Consider the following 16,090-nt stretch of genomic DNA (forward strand, 5'->3'; position numbering starts at 1 on the left):
GGGGACGCTACTTGCTCAGGTTGGCCAGGCGCTGCGGGCTGAGGAGGTCGGCGAGCTGCTCGGCGGTGAGCAGTCCGTGTTCGAGGACCAGTTCCGCGACTCCCTTGCCGGTGGCGAGGGCTTCCTGGGCGATGGCCGTGGCGGTCGCGTAACCCAGGTGCGGGTTCAGTGCGGTGACCAGGCCGATTGACTGCTCCACGGTGAGGCGGAGCCGTTCGGTGTTGGCGGTGATGCCCCGGACGCAGCGTGCCGTGAGGGTGCGGCAGGCGGCTTCCAGGTGGGAGATGCTCTTGTGGAGGCTGTGGACGATGATCGGTTCGAAGGCGTTCAGCTGCAGCTGGCCGGCCTCGGCGGCCATGGTGATGGTGACGTCGTTGCCGATCACCTCGTAGGCGACCTGGCTGACCACCTCGGGGATGACCGGGTTGATCTTGCCGGGCATGATCGAGGAGCCGGACTGCACGGCGGGTAGGTTGATCTCGCCCAGGCCGGCGCGGGGTCCGGAGGAGAGCAGGCGGAGGTCGTTGCAGATCTTGGACAGCTTCACGGCAACCCGCTTGAGCACGCCGGAGAGGTGCACGAATGCGCCCACGTCCTGGGTGGCCTCGATCAGGTCGACGGCGGTGACCAGCGGCAGGCCGGTGATCTGGGCGAGGTGCCGGCAGGCGGCCTCGGCGTAGCCGGCCGGGGCGTTCAGCCCGGTGCCGATCGCGGTGGCGCCGAGGTTGATCTCGTGGATCAGCAGGTCCGCCTCGGCCAGCCGGAGCCGGTCCTCGCCGATGGTGACGGCGTAGGTGCCGAACTCCTGGCCGAGGGTCATCGGGACGGCGTCCTGGAGCTGGGTGCGGCCCATCTTGACGACAGTGCGGAACTCCATGGCCTTCGCTGCGAACGCGTCCTCAAGTTCGGTGAGGGCCTCGAGCAGTTCCCGGGCGGCGAAGATGGTGCCGAGTTTCACCGCGGTGGGGTACACGTCGTTCGTGGACTGGCTGAGGTTGACGTGGTCGTTGGGGTGCAGCTGCGCGTAGTCGCCCTTGGGGTTGCCCAGGATTTCGAGCGCCCGGTTGGCGATCACCTCGTTGGCGTTCATGTTCGACGACGTTCCGGCGCCGCCTTGGATGACGTCGACGACGAACTGCTCGCTGAGTTTGCCGCTCATGACGTCGGTGCAGGCTTCCTCGATGGCGTCCGCGCGGCGGGCGTCCAGCAGGCCCAGTTCGTGGTTGGCGCGGGCTGCGGCCAGCTTCACGGCGGCGAGTCCGCGGACCAGGTACATGTTGGAGGACAGCGGCTGGCCCGTGATGGGGAAGTTCTCGACGGCACGCAGGGTGTGGACGCCCCAGTAGGCGTCGGCGGGGACGTCCCGGTCGCCCAGAAGGTCGTGTTCCGAGCGGAAGTCTGCGGTGGCGGGGGTGGTCATGGCGTTCCTTAGCGTGCGTCGGTGCTGGGGGTGATGGAGGAGAGGAAGTCGGTGGCCTGGAGCAGCCCCACGGGGTGGCCGCCACCGAGGACGGGGGCCGTCGCGAGGGCGGACAGGGCCTCCGCGTCGACGCCGAGAGCCTCCAGGATCCGGACGGTGACGGGCATCCGGGCGCGGTCGCCGCCGTCGGAGATCTTCACGGCGACGCCGCGGCCGTCCGGGAGGCCGACGAGCTGGACGCCCTCGAAGCCGTCCTTGGCCACCAGCCCGGGAACCAAGCGCATCAGGGCGGTGACGTCCCGGTCCGGGCCTGCCACCATCTCCGGGTGGCGGCGCATCGCGTCGGCCACGGCGGCTTCCGCTGTGTCGATTCCAGCGGTGCCGTTCCCGGCGGCGATCCGGCCGAAGGCGCGGGCCATGCCGCCGAGGGGCAGGGCGAACAGCGGGGTGCCGCAGCCGTCCGTGGAGGTCCGTTCCGGCTCCTGGCCGGTCAGTTCCACCACGGTCCGGGCCACCTGCTGCTGCAGCGGGTGGCCGGGGTCGAGGTACCCCGCCACGGGCCAGCCGTTGATGACGCAGGTGGCGGCCATCGCGGCGTGCTTGCCGGAGCAGTTCTGGGCCAGCTGGGTGGCCGTGCCCCCGGCGCGGAGCCATTCCTCGCGCTCACGGACGCCGTAGGGCAGGTCGGTGCTGTTTTCCAGCGCGTCCGGGCCGAGGCCGTGCAGTTCCAGGATGCGCAGGGCACCGTCGCGGTGCTCGGGGCCGCCGGAGTGGCTGGCCGCGGCGAGGGCCAGGAGATCGGCCGGGAGCTGGAGGCCGGCGCGGACCATGGCGACCGCCTGCAGCGGCTTCAGGGCCGAGCGGGGGTAGAACGGGGCCTGCGGGTCGCCGGCGGAGAGCAGCAGGGATCCGTCGGCGGCGGTGGCCGCCACCGAGCCGTAGTGGATGCTTTCGACCAGCCCGTCGCGGGTCTGGGCCGCCAAGGCGGCGTGCTGCGGCAGGCCGGCCGGGTCCAGGCGGTCCGGGGCGAGGGCGGGGGAAGGCAAAGTCATGGTGTCCTTTGGATCGGGTGGGCGCGGGTGGTGCCCGGTGGTGGGCGCTTAGGCGGCGCTGGTGGGGTGCAGGATGGAGGCGAGGGCCTCGCCGACAGCGTGCAGGTGCTGGCTCATCGCCACCCGGGCGGTCGCGGCGTCGCCGGCTTCGATGGCGGCGAGGATCTTCCGGTGCTCGTCGTTGGAGGCGTGCTGGCGGTCGGCCACCATGTTCAGGGTCTCCGACTGGGAGGCCAGCGCCTCGCGGATCTCGGCGACGACGTTCTCAAAGACCTTGTTCCGGCTGGCCTTGGCGATCAGGGCGTGGAAGTTCGAGTCCAGGCCCACCCACACCTCGGGATCGTCCTCGCCGGCCATCTCGGCGACGATGTCCCGCATGGTTTCCAGCTCCTCGTCGGAGCGCCGTTCCGCGGCGAGTCCGGCGGCGGGGACCTCGATGTGGGGCCGGGCCTCGGTGAGGTCCAGGGCCGAGTACTGGCCGAGGACCAGGTCCGTGGCGACGCGGTCGGCAACCACGAAGGTGCCGCGCCCGGTGCGGGTCACGGTCAGGCCCAGGGCGGTGCAGGAGCGCAGGGCCTCCCGGACCACGGAGCGGCTGACGCCGTACTGCTGGGCGAGGGTGGCCTCGGAGCTGAGTTTCGCGCCGACGGGGAGTTTCCCGGATTCGATATCCGAGCGGAGGACGTTGAAGACGGCTTCGGCGGCGCTGAGGCGGGCGAGAGGCTGTCCAGCTGTCCGGCTGTCTGACAGGTTCACGGTTCAAATATGGCAGGGGTCACATCGGGCTGTCAATATGCGGGGCCGGATGACGGGGATCTGCGGAGGGATTTCCCTAGATTCCCAGGGACGCCAGGCTCTGCCGCAGCGTCTCCGCACTGTGGTGCAGCGAGGTAATCTCGCCGTCGTCCATAGGTGTTTCCAGCACCGTCCGTACGCCGCCCCGGCCCACGACGCTCGGCAGGGACAGGGCGACGCCGGTGATGCCGTGCTGCCCGTCCAGCACCGTGGAGACAGGTAGGACGGCGTTCTCGGAGCGGAGCAGGGCCTCGACGATCCGGGCGCCGGAGAGGCCGATCGCGTAGTTCGTGGCGCCCTTCCCGGCGATCACCTTGTAGGCCGCCTGGGTGACGTCCAGGGCGGTCTCGGCGAGCGAGGCGTCGGTGAAGATGCGGCCGCCGTCGACCGTCCACTCCCGGATGGGGACCGGCCCGATTGTGGCGCCGGACCATACCGGGAACTCGGTGTCCCCGTGTTCGCCCACCATGCTGGCGTGGACGCTGCTGACGGAGACACCCGCCCGGTGCGCCAGCAGCCACCGCAGCCGGGAGGTGTCCAGCACGGTTCCGGAGGAGAAGATGCGCGACGGGGGCAGGCCCGTGATCTTCTGGGCCGCGACCGTGAGAACGTCGCAGGGGTTGGTGACCAGGACGTAGACGGCGTCCGGGGCGTGGTCTATGAGGCGTGGCATGAGCTGTTCGAGGATCCGGACGTTGGTTCCGGCGAGGTCCAGTCGGGTCTGGCCGGGCGACTGCTTGGCCCCGGCGGTGATGACGACGACGTCGGCTCCGGCCACCGCGGCGATGTCCCCGCCGCCGTCGACCGTCACGGCTGCGGCGGAGAACTGGGTGCCGTGGGCCAGGTCCAGGACCTCCGCCTCGGCCTTGGCGGCGTTGACGTCGTAGAGCGCGACGTGGCCGGCGGATCCCCGGATCAGGGCGGCGTAGGCCAGCGAGGTGCCGACGCTGCCGGCGCCGACGACGGCGAGTTTGGTACCGGAGCGTGCCGTTCCGGGCGTTGCTGCCGTTGCCATGGGCGGTCAGCCGGCCGGGGTGATGACGGTGCCGGCGGTCTCTCCGCCGTCGATGACGAACTCGGCGCCGGTGACGAAGGAGGACTCGTCGCCGGCCAGGTAGACGGCCAGGTCCGCCACATCCACGGGTTCACCGATGCGGTGGAGGGCGACGTGCCCGGTGTCGAAGGTCATGCCGTCGGTCATCGGGGTGCGGATGACACCGGGGTGGATCGAGTTGACCCGGGTGCCGTCGCGGCCGAGGTCCAGGGCGGCGGCCTTGGTCAGGCCGCGGACGCCGAACTTGGCGGCGGTGTAACCGGGGAGGTTCTCGTAGCCGCGGATCCCGGCGATCGAGGAGACGTTGATTATGGAGGAACTGCCGGCGCGGGCGAGGGCCGGGGCCGCCGCCTTGATGCCGTTGAAGACGCCGGTGAGGTTGACCTCGATGATGCGGGCCCACTGCTCGTGCGGGTACTCATCGATGCGGCCGAAGGTCACGATCCCGGCGTTGTTGACCAGGATGCTGAGGCCGCCGAAGGCCGTGACGGCCTGGTCCACCGCGGCGCCCCAGTCCCCGGGCCGGGTCACGTCGAGGTGGACGTAACGGAGCCGGTCGCCGAGCTCGGCAGCCAGCGCGGCGCCGTCGTCGTCCAGGACATCCCCCACGACGGCGCTGGCCCCCTCCTCGAGGAACCGCCGGGCCATGGCCGCGCCGATGCCGCGGGCGCCGCCGCTGATCAGGGCCACCTTGCCGTCCAACCGTCCCATCGCGCACCCGCCCTTCCGGCGCCGTCCGGGCGCCACTGTGGACCGGCCGCGCGGCCGGCCCTCCCAGCATGCCCGCCGAGGGCGGGGCGGGGGAGGGCCGTTATGCCCGGGGGATCAGAGGTGCTGAATGCCCGCCCGCTGCATCGCGTCCTTGTAGACGGCGACGTTCTTGGCGAGCAGTTCCTCCTGCTTGGCCGCTGAGACGGCGAAGGCGCGGCCGCCGAGGGCGGTGGCCTTGTAGATCTTGATGCCGCGGTTCTTCAGCGAGGAGTGGTACGTCTTCTCGAAGAGGGTGAGGAAGGAGTGGGCGTCGGCGCCGTGGGCGATCACGGCGGAGGCGCGCTTGTTGATTTTCATGAACTGGCGGAACGGGCGGAGGCCGTCGGTTTTTTCCTGGACGTTCAGTGCCGTGGGAAGGCCGGGGTCGCGGACCCAGGGGTAGGCGTTCCAGGGCATGACGTAACGGGGGTCGAGATCCACGGCCTCGTAGATGGACGTGGCGCGCTGGGCGGCTTCGTCGTCGTTGAAGTGGGAGAGGAACCCCGATTCGCAGCCCTTGCCGGGCGAGATATGGAGGCTGACGATCCGGCATTCGTCCTCGTCATGGACGGGGTCGATGTAGGGGACCACCGAGCCCGGCTTCTTCTCCCTGAGCTCATCACAGAGTTGGGTGACGGCGGCGATGTTCGGTTCCTGCAGCAGGGTCTTCTTCTCGTCCCAGTCAATCGTCACGATTTCTCCCTCAGCACTTGGCGTCCAGAATCAGGCGTCTCTGTCCACTCTACGCCGCTAGGCTGGGAGCCATTTCCGGGGGCCGGGCAAGAGTCCACCGACCCCTTGGCCCCGGGCTCGACGGCGGCGTAGGCTTTAAGTGCCTGCAGGTAACCATCTGATTTTCACGGGCCGTTCAGGGTGTTTCGATTCCCGGGCCAGCTCATAGCGAGATCGCGAAGGTACCTGCAGGTTCTGTGTTTAAGTCGGGGCATTCCCCGCGCAGCGGTGTCCGACTTTGCCCGAGCCAGCAAGCTGGGCGTCGGACGGCTCGTTGCAACTCAAGCCGCGACCTTTTTCTTCCGCCCGAGCCGCCGTGCCCTCATTCGATGACGCTCCGCCCTCAGCTCCGGCCCTCCCAGAGGCCGGGAACCATGGGCATGATCCGTCGCTGGCTCCCCTCCCTGTGCTGATCTGAAACACGCTCCACTTCCCGTTGAGTTGCCGGGAAGAGGTGGCGCTGTTGAGGTGTAGGTGTGACCGGTGGGGGTGGTGAGTTCGAGGGTGTGGCGTGTAGCCGGAGGGGGATTGTCGCCCGGCCTCCCCTTGTTGAGTGGTGCCTCCGCAATGGCTTGTCGTGAGGTCCAGCCGGGGGTTTCTTTGGTGTGGTTGAAGGCTGCGCAGAGGCCGGCGCCGTTGGCTGCTGTGGTTTCTCTGCCGCGGTACCAGGGAACGATGTGGTCAAGGTGACGGATGGGGGCGTCGCAGAATGGGGTCCGGCACATGTTGTCGCGGGCTTCAATGAAGCGGCGCAGCCCTGCGGGGAAGAGCCGGGCCCGGGAATCCATGCCGATGAGTTCGCCGGTGCCGGGAGCGGTGTAAAGCCGCCGCACCCACGTTGTGAGCTCTGGGATGTCGCCCTTGGCAGCCACGAGTTTCCTGGCCCACCCGGCCGGGACGACACCGTAGCCCGCGAGCCTAGCGGGTTCGTTATCGCCGGCGAGGAGGGTCCGGTCGGTCATGACGAGTTGGACTTCGATGCCGGTGATCCCGCCAGGTGTCCCGGTGACCCGTTCCACCAGAGCGTCCGCCATCACCTGCACCCGGGATCGTGGGTCACCGGTGGCGCGGGCGGTGTCGGCGTGCCGGGTCAACGCCGCGTAGGCGGCCACGCCGGCGGTGACGGGAAGCAGGGCCGTCAGGTAACACATCGTGTCCGGTGCCGGGCGGAGACTGACACTCCGTTCGGTTTCGGCGTGTGCCGCGCGTTGGGTGACGGATCGTGGGTCGTGCCGGTAGGCGGCGGCTTTGGCGGCGGAGATGATGGCCCGGTCTCCGGCGCCGTCGAAGGTCCCGGTGTCGGCGGCGAGTTCCTCGTCCACGGCGGCCCTATCCGCGGCGTCCAGGCAGGCGGTCTCGCGGACCAGGAGCGTGGCCCGCCATTCGTTCAGCCGTCCGGTGTCGAGGGCGGCGAGGGTGTGCGGCATCTCGGTGACCAGTGCCCGGGCCAGACCCAGGAGGCGTGAGCCTTTGGCCGGGGATTCCCGCCGCGCCAACGCGACCTCCGCCCCGACCCCGGCCCCAAGCTGGTCCGCGGGCAACCCAAGAGCCGCTTGTTCCCGCCGCCGGACCAGATCCAAGGCCACGGCCAACCTGGCCTGCCGGGCTGAGATCGCCGCCTTCCGGTCCTCCAGGGCGCGGAGCTCATCGATGATCGCCGCCGCGTCCCCCACCGTGGGGGCCGCTGCAGCGACTAAGTCTTCGAAAAGCTTCCGAGTGCCTTCCATAAATCAATTCAACCGGGAGGGTCTGACATTTAAAGGCAGAGCACGGAGAAATCCCTAGCGGCTAAAGGAACTACGCAATGGCCGTCATATGGAGCACGTCTGGCTCCGAGGCGTAGGACGGCGCGCGTAACGCCGTCGTACGGCGAGTGTCCGCTGTTCGCTGGCCGCGGGGCCCGAAGACCAGGCGCGCAGCGCACCTCGCCATCTGCGCGGAACGGGGGTCCCGGCCCGCGTTCCGGGAGAGCGCGCACCGCCCCTGTCCGCCGTCAGCCCTCAACCCGCACTGCACCCCAGTCACCCCCACCGTCCATACTGGAACTTGCCGTATCCAAGCAATCCCCGAGGAATCCATGCCCCTGAACAGAGCTTCACTGAAGCGTGACGGCTTCACCGGATTTCGGCCCCTGGGCGAGCTGGAGATCAACCGCATCCCCCAGAAGCCCCGTATTTTCGCCGTTCTGCTGCCCGCGGGCGGCCAGGAGCCGGTCGAGCCGGAGTTCCTCGCAAAGAGCACCGCAGGAGTCTTCAAGAAAAAGAACCCCGGCCTCCCGCAGGAAACACTGAAGGCCGAGTGGGTCGAAGGCGCCGACATCCTCTACCTGGGCAAGGCCGGCCCCGGCAGCAAGGGCAACCGCGGGCTCCGCCGGCAGATCCAGGAATTCGTCGACTTCGGCCGGGGCAGGCCGCCGGGACACTGGGACGGCCGACTCGTCTGGCAGCTGGCGTCTGCGGACCGGCTCATCGTCGCCTGGCGCGAGCTCCCCGTCGACGAGTTGGCCCCGGCCCTGGCGTCCTACCACGCGGCCTTCGTCGAGGACTTTGGCCGGCTGCCCTTCGCGAACCTGGTCCAGGCACCTAGCCCCCGAAGCTGAAGCGGCCCGCCACCAGCGTCGCGGCCACCGGCATCGCGGCGAACGCGGCGTCGTCCACGGTGAGCGGATCCCCCTCCACGACGACGACGTCGGCCGGGTCGCCGACGCGGATGCGGGAACGCCCGCGGGCGGAGGCCGCCAGTGCCTCTCGCCGCGTCAGCGCCTGCTCCGGATGCCACGGCTCCCGCCCGTCGCCGCGTGCCCGGGTGGTCGCGGCGGACATCGTTGTCCACGGCTCCAGCGGGGCCACCGGCGCGTCCGACCCGAGCGCCAGCGTGGCACCGGCGTCGAGCAGGGACCGCAGCGGGAAGGCCCGGTCCGTGCGGCCCTCCCAGTTGGCGTCGGCGGCGTCGCGGTCATCCAGCGCGTGGGTCGGCTGGACACTGGCGGTCAGCCCCAGCTGGCCGAAGCGCGCAAAGTCCTGCCGCCGGACGAACTGGGCGTGTTCGATGCGTCCCTTCACGCCCGCGGCGGCGAAGGCGTTCAGCGCGACCTCGTTGGCGCCGTCGCCGATCGCATGGACCGCGGGCACGAACCTGGTATCGCGGGCACGCACCAGCAACTCCAGCAACTCCGACTCGCTCACCGTCAGCAGCCCGCGGCCGCCGTGCGGATAGGGGTCCACGCAGTACGCCGTACGGGTGTTCAGCGACCCGTCGATCAGCACCTTCAACGGCCCGACGCTGAGCAGCCCGGCACCCCCAGGAACCTGTTGGCAGGTGCGCATCCCCTCCTCAACAGCCCGGTCCAGGTCCTGCGGGTACACCCCTGCCTCCACACGGAACGAGTCGAACCCGTCGGCGATCCGGCGCAGCCAGGGATCCCGGTTCCACACCATCTCGAGGTCCACGATCCCCACGATGCCCCGCGCGGCGGCCGCCGCACCCGCGGAGCGGACCAGGGCGTCGACGTCGGCATCGGGCAGGCGGCCCAGCTCGCGGGTCAGCGCGAACGCCGGCTCCTCCCGCAGCAGGCCGTCCGGACCCGGGTGTACCCCGTAGCGCGCGGCGCCGGCCGAGTTCAGCCAGACGCAGTGCAGGTCGTGGCTGATCAGCGCCACCGGGACACCCCCGGTCGCCCCGTCCAGCAGCTCCAGGCTGGGGGCGTCGGCCCATACGGCGTCGCGGAAGCCGACGCCGACCAGCGTCCGGCCGCCGGAGACCGCGCCGCCGTCGCGTGTGTCGCCCTCGCGCACGCCGTCCGCGTGAGCCCCGACGACGGCGGCGGCCTCCCGCGCCGACGCGGCACCGGAGAGATCCACCCGGCCCAAGGTCAGCGCCCACTGGTTCATGTGCACGTACTCGTCCCACAGCCCGGGAATCACGAACCGGCCGTCGAAGTCCACCCGCCGTGTCCCCGCCGGAACCGATGCGTGGGACCCCGCCGGCGCGATAGCCGCGACCCGCCCACCACTCAGGAGGATGTCACACGGCGTCATATCGTCCGGCTGGTGGACGCCGGTGAGAAGAAGGTCCGGCGCACCGGCGTCGGGGGCTGTTTTAGGCATAGCAGCAAGGCTAAAGGGGTCCCCGGAGCGCGGCAATCCACGTAGCAGCAGCCACACAACGCACACCCGTATCAGCCCCCGCCTGAGGCGGCAGTCCAAGGGACCTTTGTCCCCTTGCCCGGGCAGAGCGGCCCCGTCACTCTGGGTATTGGGCGAATCCAGCACGGCAATTTTGGGGAATTGGGGAAGCGCCTGCGAGGAAATTTCGGTCTCGCTATGACCCTGGGGTGAGGAAATGGCAGTTGCACTTTCCAGCTTGGGCAGGAAAGGCAGGAGATCCGCCATGGTGAATGACCGGCAGCAAGAGGCACGGCAGCGGGGACCGGCAACGCCCGGCGTCGCGGGGAGCGCTGAGGCGCCATGAGCCCCTTGGGACACGCCCATCACAGCAGTCGCGCGAGATCCTTTTTGGCGCATCCGTCCCACGGCGACCCGCGCATCAAGGTGGTGCTGCACACCGACCCGGCGTCCGAAACCGTTCGGGTGGACGTGCGGGGCGTCGTGACGACGACGAACATCCGCGCGCTGTATGTCGTCTGCCGGCGGGTGGTCGCCAAGTTCGTGGGCTTCGAAATCGTCGTGGACCTCGGCCATGCCCGGGTTACCGCGGCCGCCTTCGACGAACTCCGCGAGCACGCCCGCCAGTCGATCGTCTCCTCGGGGATCGATGCCTCCGTTACGCCCTGCCGCCTGCGGATCGTTGATCCGCCGGTGGTCCTTCGAGTCAAGGAGTCTGCATGAAAGCCCTCGTCTATGGCGGCCCCGGCAAGAAATCCTGGACCGACGTTCCGGACCCGGTGATCACCAACCCGAGCGACGCGATCGTCCGGGTGGACACCACCACCATCTGCGGCACGGACTTGCACATCCTCAAGGGCGACGTGCCCGCCGTGACCGAGGGACGGATCCTGGGCCACGAGGGCGTCGGCACCATCACCGAGGTGGGGTCCTCCGTGACGAGCCTCAAGGTGGGGGACCGGGTGATCATCTCCTGCATCAAGTCCTGCGGGCATTGCGCCAACTGCAAGACCGGCCTGTACTCGCACTGCTTAGGGGAGGAGGGGAAGTCCGGGATTGGCTGGGTGTTCGGGCACCTGATCGACGGCACGCAGGCCGAGTTCGTCCGGGTTCCGTACGCGGAGAACTCGCTGCACCTGCTGCCGGAGGGCGTCAGCGACGAGGAAGCCGTGATGCTCTCCGACATCCTCCCCACGGGCTTCGAGATCGGCGTGCAGTACGGCCGGGTCAAGCCGGGGGACACCGTTGCGGTGATCGGGGCCGGGCCGGTGGGCCTCGCCGCAATCGCTACGGCCGGGCTTTATGGCGCGGCCACCATCATCGCCGTCGACCTGGACGCGAACCGGCTGGAGAAGGCCCGGGAATTCGGGGCCACCGACGCCGTCCTCTCCAGCGACGCCGACTGGAAGGACCAGGTCCTGGCCCGCACCGACGGGCTGGGCGTGGACGTGGCGATCGAGGCGGTGGGTGTCCCGGCGACCTTTGGCATGTGCACGGACATCGTTCGTCCCGGCGGCACGGTGGCCAACGTGGGCGTGCACGGCAAACCCGTGGAACTGCACGTCGAGGACCTCTGGATCCAGAACATCACCATCAGCATGGGCCTGGTCAACGCCAATACGACGCCGATGCTGCTGAAGCTCGTGGCCCGGAAGAAGATCCCGGTGGCCAAGTTCGCCACCCACCGGTTCCGCTTCGAGCAGTTCCTGGACGCCTATGACACCTTCGCCCGGGCGGCAGAAACCAAGGCGCTGAAGGTGGTGATCAGCGGATGAGGGCCCATGTCGTCTACGACTCCGCCTACGGCAACACCAAGTCGGTGGCCGAGGCCGTCGCGGAGGTCTTCCACGCGGATCCCATCCCGGTCACCGACTTCCGGCCCTCGGACCTGCTGGCGGGGGACCTGCTGGTCCTGGGCAGCCCGATTAACGGCTGGCGTCCCACGCCCAAGGTCACGGAACTGCTCTCCGGGCTGGGCGACGGCGACCTGGCCGGCGTGAAGGCCGCCGCCTTCGACACCCGGGTGCGGATGTTCATCCACGGCGACGCGGCCAAGAAGATGGCCCAGTCACTGAAGGACCACGGCGCGGACATCATCTCCGAGCCCATGCCGTTCTACGTCCGCGGCAGCGAGGGCCCGCTGCGGCCCGGAGAGATCGAAAAGGCGACCCGTTGGGGTCAGTCGCTACTGGAGGCGGCGGAAAGGCCATGAAGCCCGGGCGGGTAGTCCTGCTGGTCCTCGGCTCGCTCGCCGCGCTGCTGGGCTTGGGCCTGCTCGCCGGGGCCGCCGCCACCGGCTGGGCCAACTACCAGCAGCGCGACGGCGGCTATTTCACCACCCCCACGGAACGCTTCACGGCGGACGGCTACGCGCTGACACTTCCCCGGATCAACATCCTCGACGACGGCGGCATGCGCCCCAACGGGACACTCCCCGGTACGGACGCGACGCCGGGCAGCATCCTGCTGCGCGGTTCCGCCGCAGACCCGTCCCGGCCGGTGTTCATCGGAATCGCCCGCCAGGCCGACGTCGCGGGCTACCTCGCCGGCGTCCCGCACTCCGAGCTCGCCGACGTCCGGTTCTCGCCCTTCCAGGCCGACTACCGCACCGTCCCCGGCACGAAGGCGCCCGGGCGGCCGGCGGAGCAGACCTTTTGGGCCGCCTCCGTCTCCGGGACGGGCAGCCAGGACCTGCGCTGGGACATCCGGCCAGGAAACTGGGCCGTCGTCATAATGAACGCCGACGCGGCGAGCCCGGTGGCCGTGGACCTGAGCGGCGGGGTCCGTTCGGAGCTCCTGCTGCCGATCTTCATCGGCCTGCTGATCGCCGGAGTGGTGCTGCTGGGCGTCGGGGTGCTGCTGATCGTGCTGGGCGCGGCGGGGCTGGGGGCTGCAGGGCCGGGGGGCCCCGGCTATCCCGTGCTGCCGCCACCCCACGGTTACCCGCCGCCGTCGACCGTCCCCGCGCCGGCTATTCCGTCACCCGCACCCGTTCCGGCACCCCCTCCTGCCATGCATGCCGCGGCCGGGACGCCCCACGGCCGCATCTATCCCGCCCGGCTCAGCGGCCACCTGGACCCGCAGCTATCCCGGTGGCTGTGGCTGGTGAAGTGGTTCCTGGCCATCCCGCACTACATCGTGCTGTTTTTCCTCTGGTTCGCGCTGGTGGTCACCACGATCGTGGCGGGGTTCGCCATCCTGTTCACCGGCCGGTATCCGCGCTCGCTGTTTGCCTTCAACGTGGGCGTGATCCGCTGGAACTGGCGGGTGGCGTTCTATTCCTACTCGGCGCTCGGCACGGACCGGTACCCGCCCTTCACCCTGGCCCGGACCGACTATCCCGCCGACTTCGACGTCGACTACCCGGAGCGGCTCTCCCACGGCCTGGTGCTGGTGAAGTCCTGGCTGCTGGCCATTCCCCATCTGCTGATCGTGGGGATCCTGACCGGCACCGTGCGCGGCTGGGGCGGCCGGGAGCGGTACTGGGACGGCACCGAATGGGTGCAGGAGAACGCGGGCATCTCCCTGATCGGGCTGCTGGTGCTCATCGCGGGGGTGGTGCTCCTGTTCAGCGGCCGATACTGGCCGGGTCTCTTCGACCTGCTGATGGGGCTCAACCGGTGGGTCTACCGGGTCATCACCTACGTGGCCCTGATGAGGGACGAGTATCCGCCGTTCCACCTGGACCTCGGCCCTGCCGATCCCGGCGACGCGCAGCCGGCGCCGGTCCCGCCCGGCCCGATCTGGCCGGCGCCGGTCCCACCCGGCCCAATCCCACCCGCCCCGGCCCCACCGCAGCCCGGCCCGGTTCCGCCGCCGGCTTCCTGAACCTGTTGGCCCCAGGGGGTGGCGTCCACAGCGGGCGCGGCTACACTGGCAACAGTCGGCAACGTTGCTGTATCCAGCGTCCCTGCGGGGGCGGACACGGCAGGTTCCAGGCAGGAGGCGATCATGGCAGTCACCTTCTTCCCGCACGGCAGTCACGGACGGCACGTCGCCGTAGGTATCGCGGCCTGCCTGGTAGCGGCGGCCCTCGCCAGTTCCTCGCAGCCGGCGGTCACGGCGGCCCCCGCGGTGCGCGTGGTGGTGGTCGGCGATTCGCTCAGCACCGGCCACGGCACATCGCCCGACCACGCCTGGCCGGCCCTGATCCGCACGGATCCCGCCCTGTCCGGGTTCCAGGTGGTCAACGCAGCGGAAAACGGCAGCGGCTACGTCCGCCCGGGTGACGCCGACGGCACCTTCGGCAGCCAGGTGGACCAGTTCGTCACGCCGGACACCGGCGTGGTGGTGTTCTTCGGTTCGGAGAACGATCTTGGCTACGCCCCCGACGACGTCGGCGAGGCGGCCTCGACGGCGCTGGCCCACGCGGAGGTCGCGGCCCCTTCGGCCAAGCTGATCGTGGTGGGCCCGCCGTCGTACACCACGGACCCCGACCCCGGCCTGCTGGATATCCGCTCCCAACTCAGGAGCGCCGCGCAGGGCGCCGGCGCCGAATTCGTGGACCCCATCGCCGAGGGCTGGATCAGCGACGACGTCGAGGACCTGATCGGGCCCGACGGCGACCACCCCACCGTGGCCGGACAGGAATACCTGCTCCAGCACATCGCCGCCGTGATCGAGCACGCCGCGCCGGAGCAGAACCCGCAGCCGGGCCGCCCGGCCGAATAACGCCGCCGTCGATCCCGGGAAATTCCTAGGAAACGCCCGTAAGGTGGGCGGGTGCCACCTCTCGACGTCGTTATTTCCGCCTGGCAGGTCGACTGGACCGCGCTGGTTCTCGCGCTGATCGCCGGCACCCTCTACGGCCTGGGACTCCGGGCCGCGGCGGCAAAGGGCGGGCGCTGGCCGCTCTGGCGCACGCTCGCCTTCTATCTTCTGGGCCTCGGCTCATTCCTGGTGCTGACCTGCGGGTTCACCGGCGTCTACAGCGCCGGGCTGCGGTGGGCGTTCACGGTGAAGATCACGCTGCTGCTCTTCGTCGTCCCGCTCCTGATCGGTCTCGGAAAACCCATCGGACTGGCCCGCGCCGCCTTGTCGGAGCGCGGCGCCGGACGCCTGGATTCCGTGCTGGGCCACCGTCTGGTCCGCTTCGTCAGCAATTCCCTGGTGGCACCGCTGCTGGGCCTGGCGCTCTTCTCGACCTTCCTGACCCCGGCGTTCCATGTGCTGCGGGCCAATCCACTGGCAGAAGCCCTGCTGACCGTGGTCATCCCGCTGCTGGGCCTGCTGATGGCGCTGCCCATTATCGAGGAGGCCGACTTCCACCGCTCCAGCGCCTTCATCACGCTGGAGTTCGTCTTCGTCTTCATCGAGTTGCTGGTGGACGCCGTCCCCGGGATCCTGCTCCGGCTGAACGGTCAGGTGCTGGACCTGATGACGGCGCGGCAGGCCGGGCCCGGCTGGTTCCCCGACGCGCTCCGGGACCAGCAACTGGCCGGGGACGCGCTCTGGTTCATCTGCGAGGCCGTGGACCTGCCGCTGATCATCCTGATGTTTATGCGGTTCTCCCGCACGGATAAGCGCGAGGCGCGGAGCTTCGACGACCTGACGGACAGCGAGCTGGAAGCCCTCAACGCCGAACACCTGCGCCGGGGCCGCTAGGCGCAGGCTGCATGGTGCGGCGCCGTGCTGCGTGCGCCTGGTTACTGTGCCGGCGGGACGGGCGGCTGGCCGGAACCCGGGTAGCCGCCCGGGTACTGCTGGGGCTGCTGCGGTGCCGGGTACTGGTTGCCGTGCGTGTCCCAGGACTGCGGACCCACCGGTCCGTGCTGCTGCGGGCCCAGGTGGGCGCCCGGAGGGGTGCCGCCTTGCATCCGGATCAGTTCCGCGGTGTTCTCCGCGGTCCGGATGCCGGCCACCAGGGACTCGAGGCCGATCCGGGCCAGGGCCAGGTAGATAATCACGATCAGCGGGCCGATCACCAGCAGCACGAGCACCCCGAGGAACGGGTTCCGGCTGGCGAAGGCCGAGATGACGAAGAAGAGGTACATCACGCCGAGGGCGATCATGATCAGGATGTAGACGATCCTGGCGATCGACGGCGCTACGAACCGGGTGAAGGAAAAATCGAAGAGGTTTTTCATTGGCTCCCCCAAGGAGTGGCCCGCCACCTGCGGGCGGGATCGTGTCGGTTGTGCAGAGCCTAACCGAAACACGCTCC

Annotated in this window: 16 protein-coding genes; 7 read left to right on the forward strand and 9 right to left on the reverse strand. The window is 69.8% G+C overall.

Features of this window, described 5'->3' with window-relative positions; translation table 11 throughout:
- Positions 1 to 7: 7 nt before the first annotated feature.
- The 7 genes from ABC337_RS08635 to ABC337_RS08665 all read right to left on the reverse strand — a co-directional run bounded on the left by ABC337_RS08635 (position 8) and on the right by ABC337_RS08665 (position 7,530).
- Entirely contained in the window at positions 8 to 1,420 is a 1,413-nt protein-coding gene (locus ABC337_RS08635; protein ID WP_412884319.1) for an aspartate ammonia-lyase, read from the reverse strand.
- A gap of 8 nt (positions 1,421 to 1,428) precedes the next feature.
- Positions 1,429 to 2,472, reverse strand: a complete 1,044-nt coding sequence (locus ABC337_RS08640; RefSeq protein ID WP_412884318.1) for an asparaginase — start codon at positions 2,470 to 2,472, stop codon at positions 1,429 to 1,431.
- Between the two features lie 48 nt (positions 2,473 to 2,520).
- Entirely contained in the window at positions 2,521 to 3,228 is a 708-nt protein-coding gene (locus tag ABC337_RS08645; protein WP_412884317.1) for a FadR/GntR family transcriptional regulator, read from the reverse strand.
- Between the two features lie 76 nt (positions 3,229 to 3,304).
- Positions 3,305 to 4,282, reverse strand: coding sequence for an L-lactate dehydrogenase (locus tag ABC337_RS08650; RefSeq protein ID WP_412884316.1), 978 nt, complete (start codon positions 4,280 to 4,282; stop codon positions 3,305 to 3,307).
- Between the two features lie 6 nt (positions 4,283 to 4,288).
- Positions 4,289 to 5,032: an SDR family oxidoreductase gene (locus ABC337_RS08655; RefSeq protein ID WP_412884315.1), complete on the reverse strand. Its 744-nt coding sequence runs from the start codon at positions 5,030 to 5,032 to the stop codon at positions 4,289 to 4,291.
- Between the two features lie 114 nt (positions 5,033 to 5,146).
- Entirely contained in the window at positions 5,147 to 5,764 is a 618-nt protein-coding gene (locus ABC337_RS08660) for a uracil-DNA glycosylase family protein (protein WP_412884314.1), read from the reverse strand.
- A gap of 320 nt (positions 5,765 to 6,084) precedes the next feature.
- Positions 6,085 to 7,530: an HNH endonuclease gene (locus ABC337_RS08665; RefSeq protein ID WP_412884313.1), complete on the reverse strand. Its 1,446-nt coding sequence runs from the start codon at positions 7,528 to 7,530 to the stop codon at positions 6,085 to 6,087.
- Positions 7,531 to 7,880: 350 nt separating this feature from the next.
- Between ABC337_RS08665 and ABC337_RS08670 the strand changes: the two genes are divergently transcribed.
- Positions 7,881 to 8,402, forward strand: a complete 522-nt coding sequence (locus tag ABC337_RS08670) for a hypothetical protein (protein WP_412884312.1) — start codon at positions 7,881 to 7,883, stop codon at positions 8,400 to 8,402.
- Here ABC337_RS08670 and ABC337_RS08675 read toward each other — a convergent pair.
- Positions 8,386 to 9,909, reverse strand: coding sequence for an amidohydrolase (locus ABC337_RS08675; protein ID WP_412884311.1), 1,524 nt, complete (start codon positions 9,907 to 9,909; stop codon positions 8,386 to 8,388). The genes ABC337_RS08670 and ABC337_RS08675 overlap by 17 nt on opposite strands.
- A gap of 408 nt (positions 9,910 to 10,317) precedes the next feature.
- Here ABC337_RS08675 and ABC337_RS08680 point away from each other — a divergent pair, with 408 nt between their 5' ends.
- The 6 genes from ABC337_RS08680 to ABC337_RS08705 all read left to right on the forward strand — a co-directional run bounded on the left by ABC337_RS08680 (position 10,318) and on the right by ABC337_RS08705 (position 15,531).
- Positions 10,318 to 10,650 (forward strand): hypothetical protein, encoded by a 333-nt coding sequence (locus tag ABC337_RS08680; protein ID WP_412884310.1) that lies wholly within the window; start codon positions 10,318 to 10,320, stop codon positions 10,648 to 10,650.
- Positions 10,647 to 11,702 (forward strand): zinc-dependent alcohol dehydrogenase family protein, encoded by a 1,056-nt coding sequence (locus ABC337_RS08685; RefSeq protein WP_412884309.1) that lies wholly within the window; start codon positions 10,647 to 10,649, stop codon positions 11,700 to 11,702. Before ABC337_RS08680 ends, ABC337_RS08685 begins: the two co-directional genes overlap by 4 nt.
- Positions 11,699 to 12,139: a flavodoxin family protein gene (locus tag ABC337_RS08690; protein ID WP_290257262.1), complete on the forward strand. Its 441-nt coding sequence runs from the start codon at positions 11,699 to 11,701 to the stop codon at positions 12,137 to 12,139. Before ABC337_RS08685 ends, ABC337_RS08690 begins: the two co-directional genes overlap by 4 nt.
- Positions 12,136 to 13,755 (forward strand): DUF4389 domain-containing protein, encoded by a 1,620-nt coding sequence (locus tag ABC337_RS08695; RefSeq protein ID WP_412884308.1) that lies wholly within the window; start codon positions 12,136 to 12,138, stop codon positions 13,753 to 13,755. The genes ABC337_RS08690 and ABC337_RS08695 overlap by 4 nt, the downstream gene beginning before the upstream one ends.
- A gap of 123 nt (positions 13,756 to 13,878) precedes the next feature.
- Entirely contained in the window at positions 13,879 to 14,598 is a 720-nt protein-coding gene (locus ABC337_RS08700) for an SGNH/GDSL hydrolase family protein (RefSeq protein ID WP_412884307.1), read from the forward strand.
- A 51-nt stretch (positions 14,599 to 14,649) separates the two neighbouring features.
- The gene (locus ABC337_RS08705) at positions 14,650 to 15,531 is read left to right on the forward strand and encodes a cytochrome c oxidase assembly protein (RefSeq protein ID WP_412884306.1); all 882 of its coding nucleotides are present in this window, start codon (positions 14,650 to 14,652) and stop codon (positions 15,529 to 15,531) included.
- 41 nt (positions 15,532 to 15,572) lie between these two features.
- Here ABC337_RS08705 and ABC337_RS08710 read toward each other — a convergent pair whose 3' ends face one another.
- Positions 15,573 to 16,013 (reverse strand): DUF4282 domain-containing protein, encoded by a 441-nt coding sequence (locus ABC337_RS08710; RefSeq protein WP_412884305.1) that lies wholly within the window; start codon positions 16,011 to 16,013, stop codon positions 15,573 to 15,575.
- Positions 16,014 to 16,090: the final 77 nt, after the last annotated feature.

Source organism: Arthrobacter phoenicis, from assembly GCF_047238215.1.
GTDB lineage: Bacteria > Actinomycetota > Actinomycetes > Actinomycetales > Micrococcaceae > Arthrobacter.

What these genes read in the sequence shown, in the direction of transcription:
- ABC337_RS08635 (WP_412884319.1), bottom strand. Translation starts at nt 1,420, where the DNA reads ATGACCACCCCCGCCACCGCAGACTTCCGCTCGGAACACGACCTTCTG.
- ABC337_RS08640 (WP_412884318.1), bottom strand. Translation starts at nt 2,472, where the DNA reads ATGACTTTGCCTTCCCCCGCCCTCGCCCCGGACCGCCTGGACCCGGCC.
- ABC337_RS08650 (WP_412884316.1), bottom strand. Translation starts at nt 4,282, where the DNA reads ATGGCAACGGCAGCAACGCCCGGAACGGCACGCTCCGGTACCAAACTC.
- ABC337_RS08655 (WP_412884315.1), bottom strand. Translation starts at nt 5,032, where the DNA reads ATGGGACGGTTGGACGGCAAGGTGGCCCTGATCAGCGGCGGCGCCCGC.
- ABC337_RS08665 (WP_412884313.1), bottom strand. Translation starts at nt 7,530, where the DNA reads ATGGAAGGCACTCGGAAGCTTTTCGAAGACTTAGTCGCTGCAGCGGCC.
- ABC337_RS08670 (WP_412884312.1), top strand. Translation starts at nt 7,881, where the DNA reads ATGCCCCTGAACAGAGCTTCACTGAAGCGTGACGGCTTCACCGGATTT.
- ABC337_RS08675 (WP_412884311.1), bottom strand. Translation starts at nt 9,909, where the DNA reads ATGCCTAAAACAGCCCCCGACGCCGGTGCGCCGGACCTTCTTCTCACC.
- ABC337_RS08685 (WP_412884309.1), top strand. Translation starts at nt 10,647, where the DNA reads ATGAAAGCCCTCGTCTATGGCGGCCCCGGCAAGAAATCCTGGACCGAC.
- ABC337_RS08690 (WP_290257262.1), top strand. Translation starts at nt 11,699, where the DNA reads ATGAGGGCCCATGTCGTCTACGACTCCGCCTACGGCAACACCAAGTCG.
- ABC337_RS08695 (WP_412884308.1), top strand. Translation starts at nt 12,136, where the DNA reads ATGAAGCCCGGGCGGGTAGTCCTGCTGGTCCTCGGCTCGCTCGCCGCG.
- ABC337_RS08700 (WP_412884307.1), top strand. Translation starts at nt 13,879, where the DNA reads ATGGCAGTCACCTTCTTCCCGCACGGCAGTCACGGACGGCACGTCGCC.
- ABC337_RS08710 (WP_412884305.1), bottom strand. Translation starts at nt 16,013, where the DNA reads ATGAAAAACCTCTTCGATTTTTCCTTCACCCGGTTCGTAGCGCCGTCG.